Source organism: Candidatus Schneideria nysicola (genome assembly GCF_019923565.1).
Classification (GTDB): Bacteria; Pseudomonadota; Gammaproteobacteria; order Enterobacterales; family Enterobacteriaceae; genus Schneideria; species Schneideria nysicola.
Genome location: NZ_CP074435.1, coordinates 311,823 through 329,966 on the forward strand (window position 1 = coordinate 311,823; position 18,144 = coordinate 329,966).

An 18,144-nucleotide genomic window follows, 5' to 3' on the forward strand; every position below is an offset into this window, starting at 1 on the left:
TTAGGAGTGATCATGATACTTACTGCACGTAAAGCGCCTGATTTTACGGCTTCTGCTGTTTTAGGAAATGGAGAGATTATTCATAATTTTAATTTAGAAAGTTACATAAAAAATAAATTTGCTGTTATATTTTTTTGGCCTATGGACTTTACATTTGTATGTCCGTCTGAATTAATAGCATTTGATAAACGTTATCAAGAATTTCAAAAGAGAAATGTTGAAATTATAGGTATTTCTTGTGATTCTGAATTTGTTCATAGCGCATGGAGAAATATACCTCCAGAAAAAGGAGGAATTGGTTTGATTCAATATCCTATGATAGCTGATATTAAACATGAAATTATAAAAGCATACGGTATTGAACATCCAGATATTGGTGTTGCGTTACGTGGCTCCTTTTTAATTGATAAAAAAGGGTTTGTCAGACATCAAGTTATAAATGATTTACCTTTAGGACGTAATGTAGATGAAACCTTAAGAATGGTTGATGCTTTACAATTTCATGAACTTCATGGTGAAGTCTGTCCTGCTCAATGGGAAAAAGGAAAAGAAGGAATTCATCCTTCAATTAAAGGTATATCTAATTTTTTATCTAAAAATTTAAAAGAATTATAAGTATTTTTATATATATTATAATATAACAAATAGATAGTATCATAATTTTACTATTTTAATTTCTTATTATATTAACGTTCAATACTAAATTTTTAGAGATTTTAGAGAATAAAATGCAGCTTAAACGTGTAGCCGAAGCTAATTTACCTACTCCATGGGGAGATTTTTTAATAGTTGGATTCATTGAGAAAAATACTGGTCATAACCATATAGCATTAATTTATGGGAATATTTTTAATTCTTCTTCAGTTTTAGCCCGAGTACATTCAGAATGTTTAACTGGGGATGCATTATTTAGTTTACGTTGCGATTGTGGTTTTCAGTTAGAGTCTGCTTTATCGTATATTGCTCAAGAAAAAAATGGAGTTCTTCTTTATCATCGTCAAGAAGGAAGAAATATAGGTCTTATAAATAAAATTAGAGCTTATAAATTACAAGATAAAGGAGCAGATACGGTTGAAGCTAATCATAAATTAGGATTTGCTGCCGATGAAAGAGATTTTACGGTATGTGCTGATATGTTTAAGCTATTAGGTGTTCAAAAAGTACGATTACTTACTAATAATCCTAATAAAGTAGATATTCTTACTCAAGCAGGTATCAATATTATTGAACGTGTTCCACTAATTGTAGGGAGGAATCCTAAAAATGCTCATTATTTAGATACAAAGGAAAAAAAAATGGGACATCTTTTAAAATTTTATTAAAATTTTTCTTTATTCTTTTAAAAGAAATTGGATAATATTAATTAATTCGTTATTAAAAGTATGGATAGATGATCTATCTAAATGTTCAGTTAGTATCATATATTTCCCATAAATAAATATAGTTGGTATATATCTTAATTGTAAATCTTTTACAGCCTTTCTTTGTTTATACATTAAATCATCTACTTTTTTACTATTCCAAATAGAATTATATTCTTCTCTATTCATTTTTGTATGTTTAATCAAGATATTATGAATATATTCTATAGAATGTGATGGTGTTTCTTGAATTGCTCTAAATATTAGAGGACCTATTTGTTCATCTATTCCAAGATGTATTGCGACAGACCAAGCTTGTGTTAATTGAGAACCTAAAGGACCCATAAAATCGATATGATACTTTATAATTTTATAATATTTATCTTTATCTAGTGATTTTTGTAAAATATTAAAAATATGATACTTACATTCCATTTCGTAACAATGGAAACAATAAAAGGAAAAGAAAACTAATATGGTAGGAAATTCTTTATCTATAGGATTGCTATGTAATTGAACATATTCTCTCCCTCTAGTTACTTTGACTGAAGAACTTTCACTACACATAAAAATAATGATAATTATTAAAAAAATTATAGTGATTTTTTTCATTAAAATTGTCTATCTTTATAAAAGATATAATAGTAGACATATATATTATGTATTAATTAAAATTACTCTTATTAAATTTTAATATCTAAATTAAAAGGAACCGATCCTAATGTTTCTTCAATCCGTAAAAGTTGATTATATTTTGCTACTCTTTCTGATCGAGTTACAGACCCTGTTTTTATTTGACGTGCATCTGTTCCTACAGCTAAATCTGCAATTGTTACATCTTCAGTTTCACCTGAACGATGGGAGATAATAGTTTTATATCCTGATTTTTTAGCAATACGAATAGTTTCTAGAGTTTCGGTAAGAGAACCAATTTGATTCAATTTAATTAATATAGCATTAGCAATACCATTCTGAATGCCCTTCTTAAGTAAATTTACATTTGTAACAAATAAATCATCACCAACAATTTGAATTTTCTCTCCAAGATTTTTAGTTTGATAGAAGAAACCAGACCAATCAGATTCATCCATCCCATCTTCAATAGAAAGAATTGGATATTTTTTAGATAATCTAAAAAGATAATTAGTGAATTCTTCAAAATTAAAAGATTTTTTCTCATTTTTTAAGATATAGCTTTTAGAGGATTTATCAAACAATTCCGAAGCGGCACAATCAATAGCTAGTGTAATGTCTTTACCCCAAATATAATTAGATTTTTCTACTGCTTCTTTAATTAAATCGAATGCTAAAATATTTGATTCTAAATTAGGGGCATATCCACCTTCATCACCTACTGTAGTATTCATATTATTCTGTTTCAGTATAAGACCTAAATTTTGAAAAACTTCCACACCCATACGTACTGCTTCTTTAAAACTTTTTGCGCCAATAGGTTGAATCATAAATTCTTGAATATCAAGGTTATTATCTGCATGTTTCCCACCATTAATAATATTAATCATTGGTAAAGGCATAGAAAATTTACCAGGTGTACCATTTAATTCTGATATATACTTATAAAAAGGTAAACGTCTATAAGATGCTGCCGCTTTTGCTACCGCTATTGATACAGCTAAAATAGAATTTGCACCAAATTTTGATTTATTTGACGTTCCATCTGCATTAATCATTAAATTATCAATAGCTACTTGATCTTCAGCATACTGACCCACTATTATATTAAATAATTCTATATTAATGATATTTACTGCTTGAGTCACACCTTTTCCTAAAAAACGAGATTGATCCTTATCACGTAATTCTATAGCTTCATAAGTCCCAACAGAAGCTCCAGAAGGGACAGAAGCAACTCCTATAAAATTTCCTTGTAAATGAACTTCTGCTTCGACAGTAGGATTTCCTCGAGAATCTATAATTTCACGACCTATTACTTTTATAATTTTTGACATTGTAATTCTCCTGTTATATTAATTAAAATTAATTTATATTAATTAAAATTAATATAATAAATTTTTATTAATGAGATTTTTGATATTCATTCGCTGCTTTGATAAAATCTATAAATAAAGGATGACTATTACGAGGAGTTGAAGCGAATTCTGGATGAAATTGACTTGCAATAAACCAAGGATGTTTAGGATATTCTATAATTTCTACTAGATTATCTTCTATAGATAATCCTGCTATCAATAATCCCGCTTGCTTAATATCTTTTAGTAATGTATTATTTACTATATATCTATGACGATGTCTTTCTATAATAATAGATTTGCCATATATACGTTGAGATAACGTACCTGTAATTAATTTACAAAATTTATTACCTAAACGCATTTTTCCAATTAAATTATTTCTATAATTTGATGAAAAATTATTGATACTTTTTTTCTCCTCAAGAAGATAAATTATTGGATACGTACAATTTAAATCAAACTCAGTAGAATTTGCATTTTTAATGTTTACTACATTTCTAGCAAATTCAATAATAGCTATTTGCATCCCTAAACATATTCCAAAATATGGGATGTTATTTTCTCTTGCAAATTTAACTGTTTCAATTTTTCCTTCTATCCCTCTAGAACCAAATCCTCCTGGAATTAAAATGCCATCAAGACCTTTTAAAGATCTTGTTCCTTGCCTCTCAATTTTTTGAGAATCAATTAATCGTATATCAATAGTAAAACGATTTTTTATTCCACTATGTTTTAAAGCTTCAATAATTGATCGATAAGAATCTGGGAAAGCAGTATATTTTCCTATTACTCCAATAATAACTTTACCTATAGGATTGTTTTGATTCCAAATAACCTTCTTCCATTCTGTTAAATTAGTTTTAGAACAATGTAAATTAAAATGTTTACAAACATAATCATCTAAATTTTGCATATGTAAAATTTGTGGAATATTATAAATTGAATTAACGTTTTCTAATGAAATTACTGCTTTTTGAGGGACATTACAGAATAACGCAATTTTTTCTTTTTCATTTTTAGGTATTCTAGAAATAGAACGACATATTAAAACATCAGGTTGTATTCCAATAGAAAGTAAAGATTTTACAGAATGTTGTGTTGGTTTAGTTTTCATTTCTTTTGTAATTTCTATTTGAGGCACAAATGTTAAATGTATGTATAAAGTATGTTCTTTCCCAAATTCCATTGTCATTTGACGAATAGCTTCTAAAAAAGGTAAAGATTCAATATCGCCTACTGTTCCTCCTATTTCTACTAGAACAATATCATAATCTTTTCCTACTTTAATAATTCTTTCTTTTATTGCATTTGTAACATGTGGAATAATCTGTACAGTCTTTCCTAAATAATCACCTTTTCTTTCTTTTTGTAAAACATCAAAATAAATAGAACCTGCAGTAAAATTATTATTACGTGACATTCTAGTCTGAATAAAACGTTCATAATGTCCTAAATCTAAATCAGTTTCTGTTCCATCTTCTGTAACAAAAATTTCACCATGTTGTATTGGACTAATAGTTCCTGGATCGACATTAATATAAGGATCTAATTTAATAATAGTAACATTTAAATTTCTAGATTCAAGAACTGCTGCTAATGAGGCAGCTGTTATTCCTTTACCTAAAGAAGATACAACCCCACCTGTTATAAATATATAATTAGTTGTCATTATTGATAATTTATCAATCTATAATATTGTTTATACTAACATTATTTAGTAAAATAAAACACTTTAAATTAAAAAGTTTCAATATATTCTTTTTATTCGAGATAAAAATAAATGGTTCTATTTATATTAAAATTTAAAAATATTTCTTTATTAGAAAGGTTCTAATTATGCTATTGTTAATCATTTTTTCAATATTGTCTATAATATTAATTATTGGATCTTGTGTAAAAATTGTTCCTCAAGGATATCAATGGACAGTTGAGAGATTTGGACGTTATATTTTCACATTAATGCCTGGTTTAAATTTAGTAATACCTTTTGTTGATAGAATTGGACGGAAAATTAATGTAATGGAACAATTTTTAGATATTCCTTCTCAAGAAATCATATCTAAAGATAATGCAAATATTACAATTGATGCCGTTTGTTTTATTCAAGTTATAGATGCTGCTCGTGCAGCTTATGAAATAAGTAATTTAGAATTAGCTATTACTAATTTAACGATGACTAATATTCGTACTGTACTTGGTTCTATGGAATTAGATGAAATTCTTTCTCAAAGAGATAATATTAATAATCGTTTATTATGTATTTTAGATGAAGCAACTAATCCATGGGGAATTAAAGTTACACGAATTGAAATTAGGGATGTACGGCCACCAGCAGAATTAATTGCATCAATGAATGCACAAATGAAAGCCGAACGTACTAAACGTGCAGATATTTTAGAAGCAGAAGGAATAAGACAAGCCGCTATATTAAAAGCAGAAGGTGAAAAACAATCTCAAATTTTAAAAGCAGAAGGAGAACGTCAATCTGCTTTTTTAGAAGCAGAAGCTCGTGAAAGAGCAGCTGAAGCAGAAGCTTGTGCTACAAAAATCGTATCTAAAGCAATTGCTGAAGGAAATATTCAAGCGATTAACTACTTTATAGCTCAAAAATATACTGAAGCATTACAAACGATTGGATCAAGTAATAATAATAAAATTATTATGATTCCATTAGATACCAGTAATTTACTTGGATCTCTTGTAGGTGTTAGTGAATTAATAAATAATAATACAAGGAGATTAGAAAAATCATAGATATCTTTCTAAAAGATATAGAAATCATCCAATTAAATTGGTGGATAATATTAGGTATTTTTCTACTAATTATTGATATAATAATTGGAATGGGTTATCTATTTTTAATTGGTTTATCTGCATGTATTACTGGATTATTTTGTATAATTTTCCCCAAATATTGGATTATACATTATATTATATTTATAATTATTACTATAATTCATATATTTATTTGGTGGAAATGGTATACAGTAGTATATAATAAGAAACTAATATTAATAAATAATTATAATGAAAAGCTTGTTGGATTACAGATTATTTTATCTGAACCAGTAATTAATCATATAGGAAGAGTAGCTATAGGAGATGGAAGTTGGAAGATTCAATCTAAAGAAAAAAATATTTCCGTTGGAACATGTATAAAAATTGTATATATAGAAGGTAATACTCTTTATGTTATTCCTCAATAAAGATAAAATATAAAAATATGCAACAATATCAAATTTAATAGGGATATTAGATAATAATTTACTAATATTATTATCAAAGTAAAAGAAGGAATATATAATTATGTCTACATCACCTATTAAAGTAAAGATTCTTTATAGAGATGTAATAAACTTTTTTTATAATCAATTATCTACTATATTACTAATAGTATGTTTTTCAACCTTAATAAACATTATATTAGAATATATATTTACTCTTTATCAAGAAAATCCATTAACTACAATATTAAATAATATTGATTTAAAAAAAACTACAACATTATTTAGTGTAATAAATTCTATTCAACAATTACCAATAGAACAACAACGTATTATTTTTAAAACATCGATTTTAACAACTTTTAGTTATTTAATTAGTAATGTTATATTGATTAGTAGTTTATTAATTATGATACGTCAGTTTTCTAATTATAATCCTATCAGTGCTTTTCAAGCTATTATATTGTCTATTCCTAAATTATCTAATTTGTTTGTATTAATTTTTTTTACTACTTTAATAATTCAAATAGGTTTTTTATTAGCTATTTTACCTGGAATTATATTAACAATAACTTTTTGTTTGGCACCTATCATTTTAATAAATGATAATATAGGAATAGTACAATCTATGTATATTAGTGTAAAAATAGCCCTTGCTAATATTAGATTAATTACTCCAGCTATTTTAATTTGGTTTATTTTAAAAGTAATAATATTAATATCCATAAAAATAACTATTTTATTATCATTACCATCTTTATATAAATCTTTTATTTTTATTGGAATAAATAATATAATTTTATCTCTACTCCTTATTTATTTATATCGTCTTTATATATTAATATGTTCCAATATTCATTATAAATAATCTTTATTTATAGGCTAATAACAAATATAGCTAAATCAATTTAAGTATTATGTATTTAAATATACCAATTTGGTTAACTTTAATTAGAATTGTAATGATTCCATTTTTTGTGTTAGCATTTTACTTACCTGTAGAATGGAGTTCTATAGCTTGTGTATTACTATTTGGAATAGCAGCAATAACAGATTGGTTTGATGGTTTTCTTGCTAGAAGATGGAAACAAATAACTCGTTTTGGTACTTTCCTGGATCCAGTAGCAGATAAAATAATGATGGCTATGGCTTTTACACTAGTTATTGAAGAATTTCATTCTTGGTGGATTACTTTACCATCAACTTTTATGATTGCACGTGAAATTATTATTTCTGCTTTAAGAGAATGGATGGCTGAAATAGGTAAACGTGATAATATTTCTGTTTCATGTATTGGTAAAATAAAAACCTCTATACAAATGTTTTCAGCGATAGCTTTATTATATAGATCAGAAAAATATATTATATTAATAGGAACTATTACATTATATATTGCCGCTTTGTTAGCTCTGTGGTCAATGTGGAACTATTTTCATGCAGTATGGATTTTTTATATTAAAAGATAAAAAAAGAGAGATATTATTTCAATAATTGATATAAATTTGAATATGCAAGAAATAATGCACTAACATTTCTTGCTTCGCAAAAATTCGGCTCATTTAATAATGATAACATTTTTGAAATAGGCCATTTTATAACAGTCAGTGGTTCAGGTTCATCACCCTGTAAACGTTTTGGATATAAATCTTTAGCCATAATAATATTCATTTTTCCCGAAAAATAAGATGGCATTATAGTTAATTGGCTAAGAAAAATCAGTGCTTTAGAACCAAATCCTGCTTCTTCCATTAATTCTCTATTTGCGGCTTCCATAATATTTTCTCCAGAATCAACTAGCCCTTTAGGAAAACCTATTTCATAATTATCTATAGCTACTCCATATTCTCTAACTAATAAAATATGTTGATCGATTATTGGAACAATCAGAACTGCTTCACTATTAGAAGGTTGCATTCTTTCATAAATTCTTCTTTTCCCATTATTAAATTCAATATCTACAGACTCAATTGTAAATAATTGAGATTGAGCGATTGTTTTTATATGATGTATTTTAGGTTTACGTGTATTATCTTTTTTCATAAAATTCACACTAACTATATGAAAAATTTTAATAAAATAAAAAAATTAAAATAAATAAACTATATAATAAATAGTTTTACTTTTATTTATATCATATAATCAGTACAGAGCTTTGTATAGAAAGGAGATTATATATATGAAACGTACTTTTCAACCCTCTAGACTTAAGCGTAGTCGTTCTCATGGATTTCGAATACGTATGTCAACTAAAAACGGTCGTTATATTCTTTCAAGAAGACGTAACAAAAAGCGATATTATTTAACAACTAAAAAATAAAATTTTAACTTTTATAAAAATTCGTGATCAAAAAATTTAAATTTACAAAAAAATTGCGTTTATTAAATTCTAAACATTTTTCTTTTGTACTACAAAAATATAAAAAATTTTATACACAGGAAATTATGATTCTATGGCGATTAAATATGTTGGAATATCCTCGTATTGGTTTTCTAATTTCAAAGAAAATTATAAAAAAATCACATGAACGTAATCGAATTAAAAGATTGATACGTGAACATTTTCGTATAAATTATTTGACATTACCAAATATAGATTTCATCATTATAGTTAAAAAAAATATAGTAGATTTAAATAACCACACTATTAAAGAACAATTAGAAATTATATGGCGTAGATGTCGCCAATATCATATATTGTCATTGGATTAATACGATTATATCAATTTATTTTTAGTCCATTATTGAAATCATGTTGTTTATTTAGACCTACATGTTCACAATATGGAATAGAAGCTATACGTCAATTTGGTATATTAATTGGTATTTTATTAATATTAAAACGAATATCCAAATGTCATCCTTTTTATTTTCATTATCGTTCATATAGAGTGGAAGATCCGGTTCCTCAACGTTTTTTTAAAAAGAGAATATTAATAATGGATTCTCAACGCAATATTCTTGTTATTGCTTTTCTATTTATATCTTTTGTAATTTGGCAAATATGGGAAATGGAACATACAATGTTCAAAACAGAAGAGATAACTACACAAGAAAATATACAACAAGACAACTCTACAAAAATTTTTCCTAAAAACAATATTACTATCAATAATAGTACTACAGATAACTATAATATTAAAGTTATAACGGATGTTTTATCATTAGATATTAATAGATATGGAGGAAATATAGAAAATGCTGATTTATTAACGTATTCTGAAACTTTAGGATCAAACAAACCTTTTCGTTTATTAGAAACTTCTGATAAATTTATTTATCAAATTCAGAGTGGTTTAATTACTAAATCAGAAAATCCATTAGATTATTATAAAATAGCGCCACTTTATTTTTCTCCAAAGCAAATTTATATCTTAAAAGAAGGTGAAAATGAACTCTATGTTCCAATGATGTTGCTAACAAAAGAGGGTATACAATATACGAAAACATTTATTCTAAAACGTAACAATTTTTCTATATGTATAGAACATACAATTAATAATAATAGTAATTCACCTATTGAATTATCTCTATTTGGTCAAATAATACAATCAATAGTAAATCCAAGCATTAATGTAAAAAATAGTTTTTTTACATTTAATACTTATCGTGGTGCAGCTTATTCTAGTGAATATACTAAGTATAAAAAATATAGTTTTGAAGATATTCAAAATAAAAATCTAAATCTTCAAACTCAAAAAGGTTGGATTGCTATGTTACAAGAATATTTTGTAACAGCTTTGATTTTACCTTTTATTCCAGGAATAAAAACTATATATACGGCTAATTTTAATAATTCTCAGGCAGTCATAGGTTATTTATCTCCAATACTAAAAATTGAACCGAAATCTTCTAAAAATATTCAATCTACTTTATGGATAGGTCCAGAAATTCAGGAAAAAATGGCATCTGTTGCATCTAATTTAGATTTAACTGTAGACTATGGTTGGTTATGGTTTATAGCACAACCTTTATTTAAACTATTACAACTTATTCATTTTTATGTAAATAATTGGGGATTATCTATTATTATTATTACTCTTATTATTAAAATAATAATGTATCCTTTAACTAAATCCCAATATATTTCCATGGAGAAAATGAAAAAATTACAACCTAAAATTATAAAATTACGTGAACGTTTTAGTCATGATAAACAAAGACAAAGTCAAGAAATATTAGATTTATATAAAGATGAAAAAATTAATCCTTTAAGTGGTTGCTTACCTTTATTCATTCAAATGCCTATTTTTCTGGCTCTTTATTATATGTTATCTAATTCTATTGAATTAAGACATGCACCTTTTACCTTGTGGATTTATGATCTATCTTCTTATGATCCATATTATATATTGCCTATTTTAATGGGTTTAACTATGTTTATTATTCAAAAAATTTCACCGAATAGGATCATGGATACAATGCAAAAAAGAATTATGGATTTTATTCCCATAATTTTTATATTTTTATTTTTATGGTTTCCATCAGGTTTAGTATTATACTATGTAGTAAGTAACGTATTTACTATCATTCAACAACCTCTTATTTATCGTAGTTTGAAAAAACTAGATAATATTGAAAAAAAATAATATATGAATGAAATAGATACTATAATAGCTTTAGCTACTCCTTCAGGTCGAGGGAGTATTAGTGTTCTTCGGATATCCGGTCCTCGTACAATTTATGTGGCTCAGGAGATACTTGGAAAAAAAATATTAAAACCACGTTTTGCAGAATATTGTTCTTTTTTAGATTGTGATGGAAAATTATTAGATCAAGGTATTGCCTTATTTTTTCCATCCCCTTATTCTTTTACAGGGGAAGATGTTTTAGAATTACAAGGACATGGTAGTCCTATAATTATTGATTTACTCATAAAACGGATTCTATCTATATCTGGAATAAGAATGGCTCGTCCTGGTGAGTTTTCTGAACGTGCTTTCCTTAATAACAAGATAGATCTACTTCAGGCCGAAGCAATTGCTGATATGATCGAAGCTGATTCAATTCAATCAGCTCGTGCAGCACTTCTTTCTTTTCAAGGTAATTTTGCTATTAATATCAATAATTTAATCAATCGATTAGAAGACTTACGAAGTTATGTAGAGTGGATAATCGATTTTTCAGAAAGTGAGATTGATTTATCATATGATACTAAAATTGAAGATACTTTAAATAATTTATTATATGAAATATCTTCTATTCAAATAGAAGCTAATCAAAGTAACTTACTTCGTAAGGGAATGAAATTTGTCATTGTAGGTAAACCTAATAGTGGAAAATCTAGTCTATTAAATGCATTAGTAGGTAATGAAGCAGCTATTGTAACTAATATTGCTGGTACTACTAGAGATATACTACATGAATCTATTTATTTAGATGGAATCCCTATACATATTATAGATACGGCTGGAATCCGTAAAACAAAAAATAAAATAGAACATATAGGAATTAAAAAAACTTTATTAGAATTAAATAAAGCCGATCATCTATTATATATTATAGATAATAAAATTCTTACTTATCAAGCAGAGAAAATACAAAAAATTTGGTCATATAGTTTTAGTCTTCCTTTTCCTACCAAAATTCCTATGACAGTTATATATAATAAATCCGATTTATATAATCGACATATAGAATTTCATAAAAAAGAGAATATGTCTTTTATTACTTTATCATCCAAAACAAAAGATGGAATACATATTTTATTAGAATATTTACGAACATTAAGTAAAGAGCATACTAGTACTAGTAATCGTTTTTTAGCTAGACAAAGACATCTAGATATTCTAAAAAATGCTCTTAATCATCTTACTCATGGAAAAAAACTATTACATAGTAATAATTGGGAATTATTTGCTGAAGAGTTGAAATTAGCTCAATGTACATTAAATGCAATAACGGGTAAAAATAGTTCTTCGGATGAAGATCTATTAGCAAAGATTTTTTCTAGCTTTTGTGTTGGAAAATAAATATTTTTTATTATGATTAATAATCTGAATTAGAAGAAGTAATATATACAAACTTCTTATTTTTATATAAGCGAAATTGTATTTTTCCATATTTAAGAGCAAATAGAGTATGATCTCTCCCACATCCTACGTTAGATCCAGGATGAAAATGTGTACCACGTTGACGAATAATAATATCACCTGCTTTTACCATTTCACCTCCAAAACGTTTCACTCCTAATCTTTTACTTTTTGAATCTCTTCCATTGCGAGTAGAACCTCCGGCTTTTTTATGTGCCATATATTTTTTATCCTTAACTTAAATTATTAATTTATATGAGTAATTTTTATGGTAGTAAACCATTGTCGATGACCTTGTCTTTTACGATAATGTTTACGGCGTCGAAATTTAAGAACAATTATCTTTTTCTTTCTTCCATGAAAGAGAACTTCTGCTCTAATTGTTCTTTCTTTTAAATAAGGGTCTCCAAGTTGAATAGTATTTGTATCATAATCGAATATCATCATTATTTGATTCAAATCAATTACTTCACCTACTGTAGCATTGATTTTTTCAATATGGAGTATATCTCCTATACTCGCTTTATGTTGTTTACTCCCAATTTGAAATATTGCATACATCGAAACCTCACTTATGCTATACTTATGCTATGCTATAAATTATATTTGTAGTATATCTAATAATAGAGTTTTACGTAAAGATTTTTTTTAATGTTTTATAATCTATAATAAAGAAATAGGAGTAAAAAAATTATATGAATTTCAATTCCATTCCAGCTGGAGAAAATATTCCAGAAGATATTTATGTCATTATTGAAATATCCCAGAATTCTAATCCTGTAAAATATGAAATTAATAAAAATAATGGTACCATATTTGTAGATAGATTTATACCAACTCCAATGTTTTATCCATGTAATTATGGTTATATTAATCAAACTTTAGCTTTAGATGGTGATCCAATAGATGTACTTTTGCCTACACCTTTTCCAATCCATCCAGGAACAATAGTTCGATCTCGTCCAATAGGTATATTAAAAATGTTAGATGAATCAGGTGAAGATTCCAAATTAATAGCAGTTCCTCATCCTAACTTATCTAATGCCTACAATAATATAAAAGATATTGAAGATCTTCCTCAAATATTACGTATACAAATTATATATTTTTTTGAAAATTATAAAAAATTAGAAAAAGATAAATGGACTAAGATTGAGGGATGGGATAATGTTCACTCAGCTAAATTAGCAATACTTGCTTCTTTTAAGCGTGCCTCTTCAATAAAAAATTTACAAGAGAGAATTAAAGAGAATATGGTGGAGGAATAGAGATTCGAACTCTAGGATGCTTTTTTTGCATCGCCGGTTTTCAAAACCGGTGCTTTAAACCACTCAGCCATTCCTCCAATATTTTAGAGATATTTTAATATGACTACTCTCAGTACAGATTCTGATGGATATTTAATTAATCTCCATGATTGGAATGAGTCTATAGCCATAGAATGGGCTAAAATAGAGAACATTCACTTAACTACAGAACATTGGGAAATTATTTATCATCTACGCGATTTTTATATCAATTTTAATTTTTCACCTTCTAATAGAATACTGATTAAAAGTATCAAAAAAAAATATGGAGAAGAAAAAGGAAATAATAGATATTTGTTTAAACTTTTTCCTAAAGGTATTATAAAACAAGCTATCAAGCTAGCAGGGTTACCTAAACCTATACATTGTTTTTAATATTAGATGATTTTTATTTCTTCTTCCTTTTGAAGTAAAGTATTATCTATAATTTTTATCCATTGTAAGGTTAACTTATGAATCTTATTTTGTATACGATATTCTTCATCTTTACTAATTATTTTATCTTTTATCAGTTTTTTTATTTTATCATTTGCATTTCTTCGTATATTGCGTAACACAATTTTTTCATTTTCTGCTTCTGTTCTAATTAATTTAATAAAATTGTAACGTTGTTCTTCTGTAATAGGAGGAAAATTAATACGAATAATTCTACCAATAGTATTGGGACTTAAACCAATATTAGAATTTCTAATAGTAGTTTCAATTAACTTAACTAAGGATATATCAAATACAGTAATAATTAAAGTTTTAGCATCTTCTACTGTAATAGAAGCCAACTGACGTAATAATACAACATTTTCTTGATATGGAATTTTAATATTATCAAATAGAGTTGGTGAAGCTCTACCAGTACGAATTTTATTAATATTATTTTTAAATATTTTTACCTGTTTTTCCATTTTTATATCAGTTTCTTTATAAAAAGAATCGATGTTAATCACTTATTTATATACTCCTTCTTCTATTATTAATTAATGTTCCTTCTTGCTCGCCCATAATGACGCGAAGTAGATTGCCTGATTTATTTATATTAAAAATACGTATTGGTAAATTATGATCACGTGCTAAGAGAAATGCTATTGAATCCATAACTTTAATATTTTTTTCTAAAACATCTTGATAACTTAAGTGTGTATAAAAATCAGATGTAGGAAATTTTATTGGATCAGAAGAAAAAACACCATCTACTTTGGTTCCTTTTAAGATTACATCCGCCTCCATTTCAATACCTCTTAAACACGCAGCGGAATCCGTTGTAAAAATAGGATTACCAGTTCCAGCAGAAAAAATTACAACATACTTATTTTTTAATAAATGAAGAGCTTGTTCCCTATTATAATCTACACATATTCCATTTATTGGAATAGCTGACATTAAACAAACACGGATATTAGAACGAATAAGAGTGTCTCGCATTGCTAAACTATTTATAAGTGTTGATAATATTCCAATATGATCACCAGTAATACGATTCACACCAATTTTTACTAATTTCGTTCCTCTGAATAAATTCCCCCCTCCTAATACTATACTTACTTGTATATCTAACTTTACTAATTCTTTTATCTCATGAGTAATACGATTTAATATATTAAAATCAATTCCAAAATTTTTCTTTCCTTGTAAAGCTTCTCCACTCAATTTTAGTATAATACGTCGATAAATAGGTTTCTTCGTATTAACTGACATTAGATTATTCTCCTGTTTTTTTCTACATTTTAAATAGAATCCTTTTCTATATTGTTATACTGTCCTATTTCAAATCTAATAAAATGATGAATTTCTACATTTTGTTCATGAATGATCTGACCAACAGTCTTTTGAGGATTAAGAATAAATTTTTGATGTGTAAGAGTGATTTCTTCTATAAACTTACGCATACGACCTTCTATAATTTTTTTTCTTACTTCCTCTTTGACTGAAGACTGAGATTGCATAGTAATATCATGTTGTATTTGATATTCATGTTCAATAATATCTTTTGGAATATCTTTACTATTTATATATATAGGATTACTAGCTGCTATATGCATTGAAAGATGTTTAAGAAATTCTATTTCTGCATTTTTAGCAGAAAGTATTACACCAATACGATTATTATTATGAATATACGATCCAATGAGATTGCCTTGTAATATAGATAGTCGACGAATATCAATTCGTTCTCCAAATTGTGCACTTAATAAATTTTTTTCTTCTTCAAATTTAGATTGTAATAACTCTAATTGAGTAATTTTTTCATATAAAGCTGTAGAAATAATTTTATTACCGAATTTCTTAAAATTTATTGATTGTGAAACAAAATCTGTTTCACAATTGATTTCTAAAATCACTCCATACTTATTATGATTATCAATTTTAATTAGAATAATACCTTCATTAGCAACACGATATGACTTTTTATCAAATTTGAATTGATTTGATTTACGTATATTATCAATTGCAATTTGAATATCACCTTGAGATTCTATTAATGCTTTTTTGCATTCTATGATTCCTATACCAGTACGATTACGTAATTCTTTAATTAAAGAAGCATTAATACTCACTATATCCTCCTTTTTTATATAATTATAATTAAATTTTTTTAATTGTATTTTCTTTAGAAGACATTCCTTCTTTTATCATTCTAGTTACTGCAGATAAATATAATGTAATAGAACGTGTAGAATCATCATTTCCCGGTATTAAAAAATCTATCCCATCTGGATCCGAATTAGTATCGACAATACTAAAAACTGGAATACCTAATTTATTTGCTTCTTTTATAGCAATACGTTCATATTCTGCGTCAATAACAAACAGTGCATCTGGGAGACCTCCCATATCTTTAATACCACCTAAACTTTTTTCTAATTTAAATAGTGTACGACTTCTAATCATTGCTTCTTTTTTGGTTAATTTTTCAAAAGTACCATCTGTAGATTGAATTTCTAGATCTTTTAAATGTTTAATAGATTGACGTACTGTTTTCCAATTAGTTAACATTCCTCCAAGCCATCTATGATTCACAAAGTATTGATTACAATCTTTAGCTGTTTCTTTTATTACTTTACTAGCTGCACGTTTTGTACCTACAAATAAAATTTTTCCTTTATTAGACGCTATTCTTTTAATTTCATTAAGTGCATGATTAAACATTGGCAAAGATTTTTCTAAATTGATAATATGAATTTTATTATGAATGCCAAAAATGAAAGGTTTCATTTTTGGATTCCAAAAACGCGTCTGATGTCCAAAATGAGACCCCGCTTTTAACATATCACGTATAGAAAGACTTTCCATGGTATTATTCCTTATAATGTAGCTTATTTTTTTTAATTATGATATAATATATCTTTTATATTAAAAATATTATACGTTTTTTTATTTATTATTAACAAATTTTAACAAACAAATATGTTATGGCTATTCATATAAAAACATCTGATGAAATAAAAAAGATGCGTATTGTTGGAAAATTAGCAGCTGAAGTTTTAGAATTTATTGAACCTTATATCAAGATTGGGATAAGTACAGGTGAATTAGATTCTATTTGTCATAAATATATTACTCAAGTACAACAAGCAAAACCAGCTTCTTTAGGTTATCAAGGTTTTCCTAAATCTATTTGTACTTCAGTTAATGATGTAGTATGTCATGGGATTCCTAATATTAATCAAAAACTTAAAGAAGGGGATATCATTAATATAGATATTACTCTTTTTAAAGAAGGATTTTATAGTGATACATCAAAAATGTTTTTTATAGGAAATCCCACAAATATTGGAAAAAAATTATGTGATATTACTCAAAATAGTCTTTATCTAGCAATTCAAAAGATAAAACCAGGAATACGTTTAAACATTTTAGGCCAAACTATTCAGAATGCTATTGAAAAAGAACAATTTTCTATAGTAAGAGAATATTGTGGACATGGTATAGGAAAAAATCTTCATGAAGAACCACAAATACTACATTATAAGGCGGATGATCAAGGAATAATATTAATTCCTGGCATGACCTTTACTATTGAACCAATGATAAATATTGGAAGTTATAAAACTAAAATTATGCAAGATGGTTGGACGGTAAAAACTAAAGATCATAGTTTATCTGCTCAATATGAGCATACTCTTTTAGTCACAGAATCTGGTTGTGAAATTCTTACACATCGTCAAGAGGAAACAATTCCTTTTATTATTAATCATACATAATAAAAAAAAGGATCTTTTAAAGATTTTTAATAC

General features: G+C 26.5%; 23 protein-coding genes and 1 tRNA gene. 13 read left to right on the plus strand and 11 right to left on the minus strand.

Annotated features, from left to right (window positions below):
• Positions 1–12: 12 nt before the first annotated feature.
• Complete coding sequence (locus tag KEC37_RS01550) at positions 13–615, plus strand: peroxiredoxin C (RefSeq protein ID WP_223139435.1); 603 nt, start codon at positions 13–15, stop codon at positions 613–615.
• A 113-nt stretch (positions 616–728) separates the two neighbouring features.
• Positions 729–1,322 (plus strand): GTP cyclohydrolase II, encoded by a 594-nt coding sequence (gene ribA, locus KEC37_RS01555; protein ID WP_223139436.1) that lies wholly within the window; start codon positions 729–731, stop codon positions 1,320–1,322.
• Between the two features lie 9 nt (positions 1,323–1,331).
• Here the strand turns inward: ribA and KEC37_RS01560 are convergent, their stop codons facing one another.
• The 3 genes from KEC37_RS01560 to KEC37_RS01570 form a co-directional block, all read right to left on the minus strand.
• Positions 1,332–1,973, minus strand: a complete 642-nt coding sequence (locus tag KEC37_RS01560) for a DsbA family protein (RefSeq protein WP_223139437.1) — start codon at positions 1,971–1,973, stop codon at positions 1,332–1,334.
• Positions 1,974–2,044: 71 nt separating this feature from the next.
• Positions 2,045–3,331, minus strand: a complete 1,287-nt coding sequence (eno, locus tag KEC37_RS01565; protein WP_223139438.1) for a phosphopyruvate hydratase — start codon at positions 3,329–3,331, stop codon at positions 2,045–2,047.
• Between the two features lie 67 nt (positions 3,332–3,398).
• On the minus strand, positions 3,399–5,024 hold the full coding sequence (locus KEC37_RS01570; RefSeq protein ID WP_223139439.1) for a CTP synthase: 1,626 nt from the start codon (positions 5,022–5,024) through the stop codon (positions 3,399–3,401).
• Positions 5,025–5,191: 167 nt separating this feature from the next.
• Here KEC37_RS01570 and KEC37_RS01575 point away from each other — a divergent pair, with 167 nt between their 5' ends.
• The 4 genes from KEC37_RS01575 to pgsA all read left to right on the plus strand — a co-directional run bounded on the left by KEC37_RS01575 (position 5,192) and on the right by pgsA (position 8,045).
• Positions 5,192–6,109, plus strand: coding sequence for an SPFH domain-containing protein (locus tag KEC37_RS01575; RefSeq protein WP_223139440.1), 918 nt, complete (start codon positions 5,192–5,194; stop codon positions 6,107–6,109).
• Between the two features lie 89 nt (positions 6,110–6,198).
• Complete coding sequence (locus KEC37_RS01580) at positions 6,199–6,561, plus strand: NfeD family protein (protein ID WP_223139441.1); 363 nt, start codon at positions 6,199–6,201, stop codon at positions 6,559–6,561.
• Between the two features lie 100 nt (positions 6,562–6,661).
• A complete protein-coding gene (locus KEC37_RS01585) occupies positions 6,662–7,447 on the plus strand; it encodes a YciC family protein (RefSeq protein WP_223139442.1) in 786 nt (261 codons plus the stop codon).
• Between the two features lie 49 nt (positions 7,448–7,496).
• Positions 7,497–8,045 carry a CDP-diacylglycerol--glycerol-3-phosphate 3-phosphatidyltransferase gene (gene pgsA / locus KEC37_RS01590; protein ID WP_223138418.1) on the plus strand — a complete coding sequence of 183 codons (549 nt, stop codon included), beginning with the start codon at positions 7,497–7,499 and terminating at the stop codon, positions 8,043–8,045.
• Positions 8,046–8,058: 13 nt separating this feature from the next.
• Here the strand turns inward: pgsA and nudE are convergent, their stop codons facing one another.
• Entirely contained in the window at positions 8,059–8,619 is a 561-nt protein-coding gene (gene nudE, locus KEC37_RS01595) for an ADP compounds hydrolase NudE (protein WP_223139443.1), read from the minus strand.
• A 136-nt stretch (positions 8,620–8,755) separates the two neighbouring features.
• Between nudE and rpmH the strand changes: the two genes are divergently transcribed.
• The 4 genes from rpmH to mnmE are packed head-to-tail and all read left to right on the plus strand — an operon-like array spanning position 8,756 to position 12,548.
• Positions 8,756–8,896: a 50S ribosomal protein L34 gene (rpmH, locus tag KEC37_RS01600; RefSeq protein WP_223138420.1), complete on the plus strand. Its 141-nt coding sequence runs from the start codon at positions 8,756–8,758 to the stop codon at positions 8,894–8,896.
• Between the two features lie 26 nt (positions 8,897–8,922).
• Complete coding sequence (gene rnpA / locus KEC37_RS01605) at positions 8,923–9,288, plus strand: ribonuclease P protein component (RefSeq protein ID WP_223139338.1); 366 nt, start codon at positions 8,923–8,925, stop codon at positions 9,286–9,288.
• Positions 9,255–11,165: a membrane protein insertase YidC gene (gene yidC, locus KEC37_RS01610; RefSeq protein ID WP_223139444.1), complete on the plus strand. Its 1,911-nt coding sequence runs from the start codon at positions 9,255–9,257 to the stop codon at positions 11,163–11,165. Before rnpA ends, yidC begins: the two co-directional genes overlap by 34 nt.
• Before the next feature lie 3 nt (positions 11,166–11,168).
• On the plus strand, positions 11,169–12,548 hold the full coding sequence (mnmE, locus tag KEC37_RS01615) for a tRNA uridine-5-carboxymethylaminomethyl(34) synthesis GTPase MnmE (RefSeq protein ID WP_223139445.1): 1,380 nt from the start codon (positions 11,169–11,171) through the stop codon (positions 12,546–12,548).
• A 16-nt stretch (positions 12,549–12,564) separates the two neighbouring features.
• On the opposite strand, the gene rpmA is transcribed toward mnmE, so the two are convergent.
• Complete coding sequence (rpmA, locus tag KEC37_RS01620; RefSeq protein ID WP_223138950.1) at positions 12,565–12,828, minus strand: 50S ribosomal protein L27; 264 nt, start codon at positions 12,826–12,828, stop codon at positions 12,565–12,567.
• A 26-nt stretch (positions 12,829–12,854) separates the two neighbouring features.
• Positions 12,855–13,169, minus strand: coding sequence for a 50S ribosomal protein L21 (gene rplU / locus KEC37_RS01625; protein WP_223138424.1), 315 nt, complete (start codon positions 13,167–13,169; stop codon positions 12,855–12,857).
• A gap of 134 nt (positions 13,170–13,303) precedes the next feature.
• Here rplU and ppa point away from each other — a divergent pair, with 134 nt between their 5' ends.
• Positions 13,304–13,876, plus strand: coding sequence for an inorganic diphosphatase (gene ppa / locus KEC37_RS01630; protein ID WP_223138952.1), 573 nt, complete (start codon positions 13,304–13,306; stop codon positions 13,874–13,876).
• Here ppa and KEC37_RS01635 read toward each other — a convergent pair.
• A tRNA-Ser gene (locus tag KEC37_RS01635) sits at positions 13,863–13,953 on the minus strand. The two genes, ppa and KEC37_RS01635, sit on opposite strands and share 14 nt — an antisense overlap.
• Before the next feature lie 22 nt (positions 13,954–13,975).
• Between KEC37_RS01635 and KEC37_RS01640 the strand changes: the two genes are divergently transcribed.
• Entirely contained in the window at positions 13,976–14,290 is a 315-nt protein-coding gene (locus tag KEC37_RS01640) for a TusE/DsrC/DsvC family sulfur relay protein (RefSeq protein ID WP_223139446.1), read from the plus strand.
• A 2-nt stretch (positions 14,291–14,292) separates the two neighbouring features.
• Here KEC37_RS01640 and frr read toward each other — a convergent pair whose 3' ends face one another.
• Genes frr through rpsB form a run of 4 tightly spaced genes read right to left on the minus strand, consistent with a single transcriptional unit; the run spans position 14,293 to position 17,200 of the window.
• A complete protein-coding gene (frr, locus tag KEC37_RS01645) occupies positions 14,293–14,814 on the minus strand; it encodes a ribosome recycling factor (RefSeq protein WP_223139447.1) in 522 nt (173 codons plus the stop codon).
• Between the two features lie 46 nt (positions 14,815–14,860).
• Positions 14,861–15,604 carry a UMP kinase gene (gene pyrH, locus KEC37_RS01650; RefSeq protein WP_223139448.1) on the minus strand — a complete coding sequence of 248 codons (744 nt, stop codon included), beginning with the start codon at positions 15,602–15,604 and terminating at the stop codon, positions 14,861–14,863.
• Positions 15,605–15,633: 29 nt separating this feature from the next.
• Positions 15,634–16,467 carry a translation elongation factor Ts gene (tsf, locus tag KEC37_RS01655; protein ID WP_223139793.1) on the minus strand — a complete coding sequence of 278 codons (834 nt, stop codon included), beginning with the start codon at positions 16,465–16,467 and terminating at the stop codon, positions 15,634–15,636.
• A 25-nt stretch (positions 16,468–16,492) separates the two neighbouring features.
• Positions 16,493–17,200: a 30S ribosomal protein S2 gene (gene rpsB, locus KEC37_RS01660; RefSeq protein ID WP_223139449.1), complete on the minus strand. Its 708-nt coding sequence runs from the start codon at positions 17,198–17,200 to the stop codon at positions 16,493–16,495.
• 119 nt (positions 17,201–17,319) lie between these two features.
• Between rpsB and map the strand changes: the two genes are divergently transcribed.
• Positions 17,320–18,111: a type I methionyl aminopeptidase gene (map, locus tag KEC37_RS01665; RefSeq protein ID WP_223139450.1), complete on the plus strand. Its 792-nt coding sequence runs from the start codon at positions 17,320–17,322 to the stop codon at positions 18,109–18,111.
• Positions 18,112–18,144 lie beyond the last annotated feature (33 nt).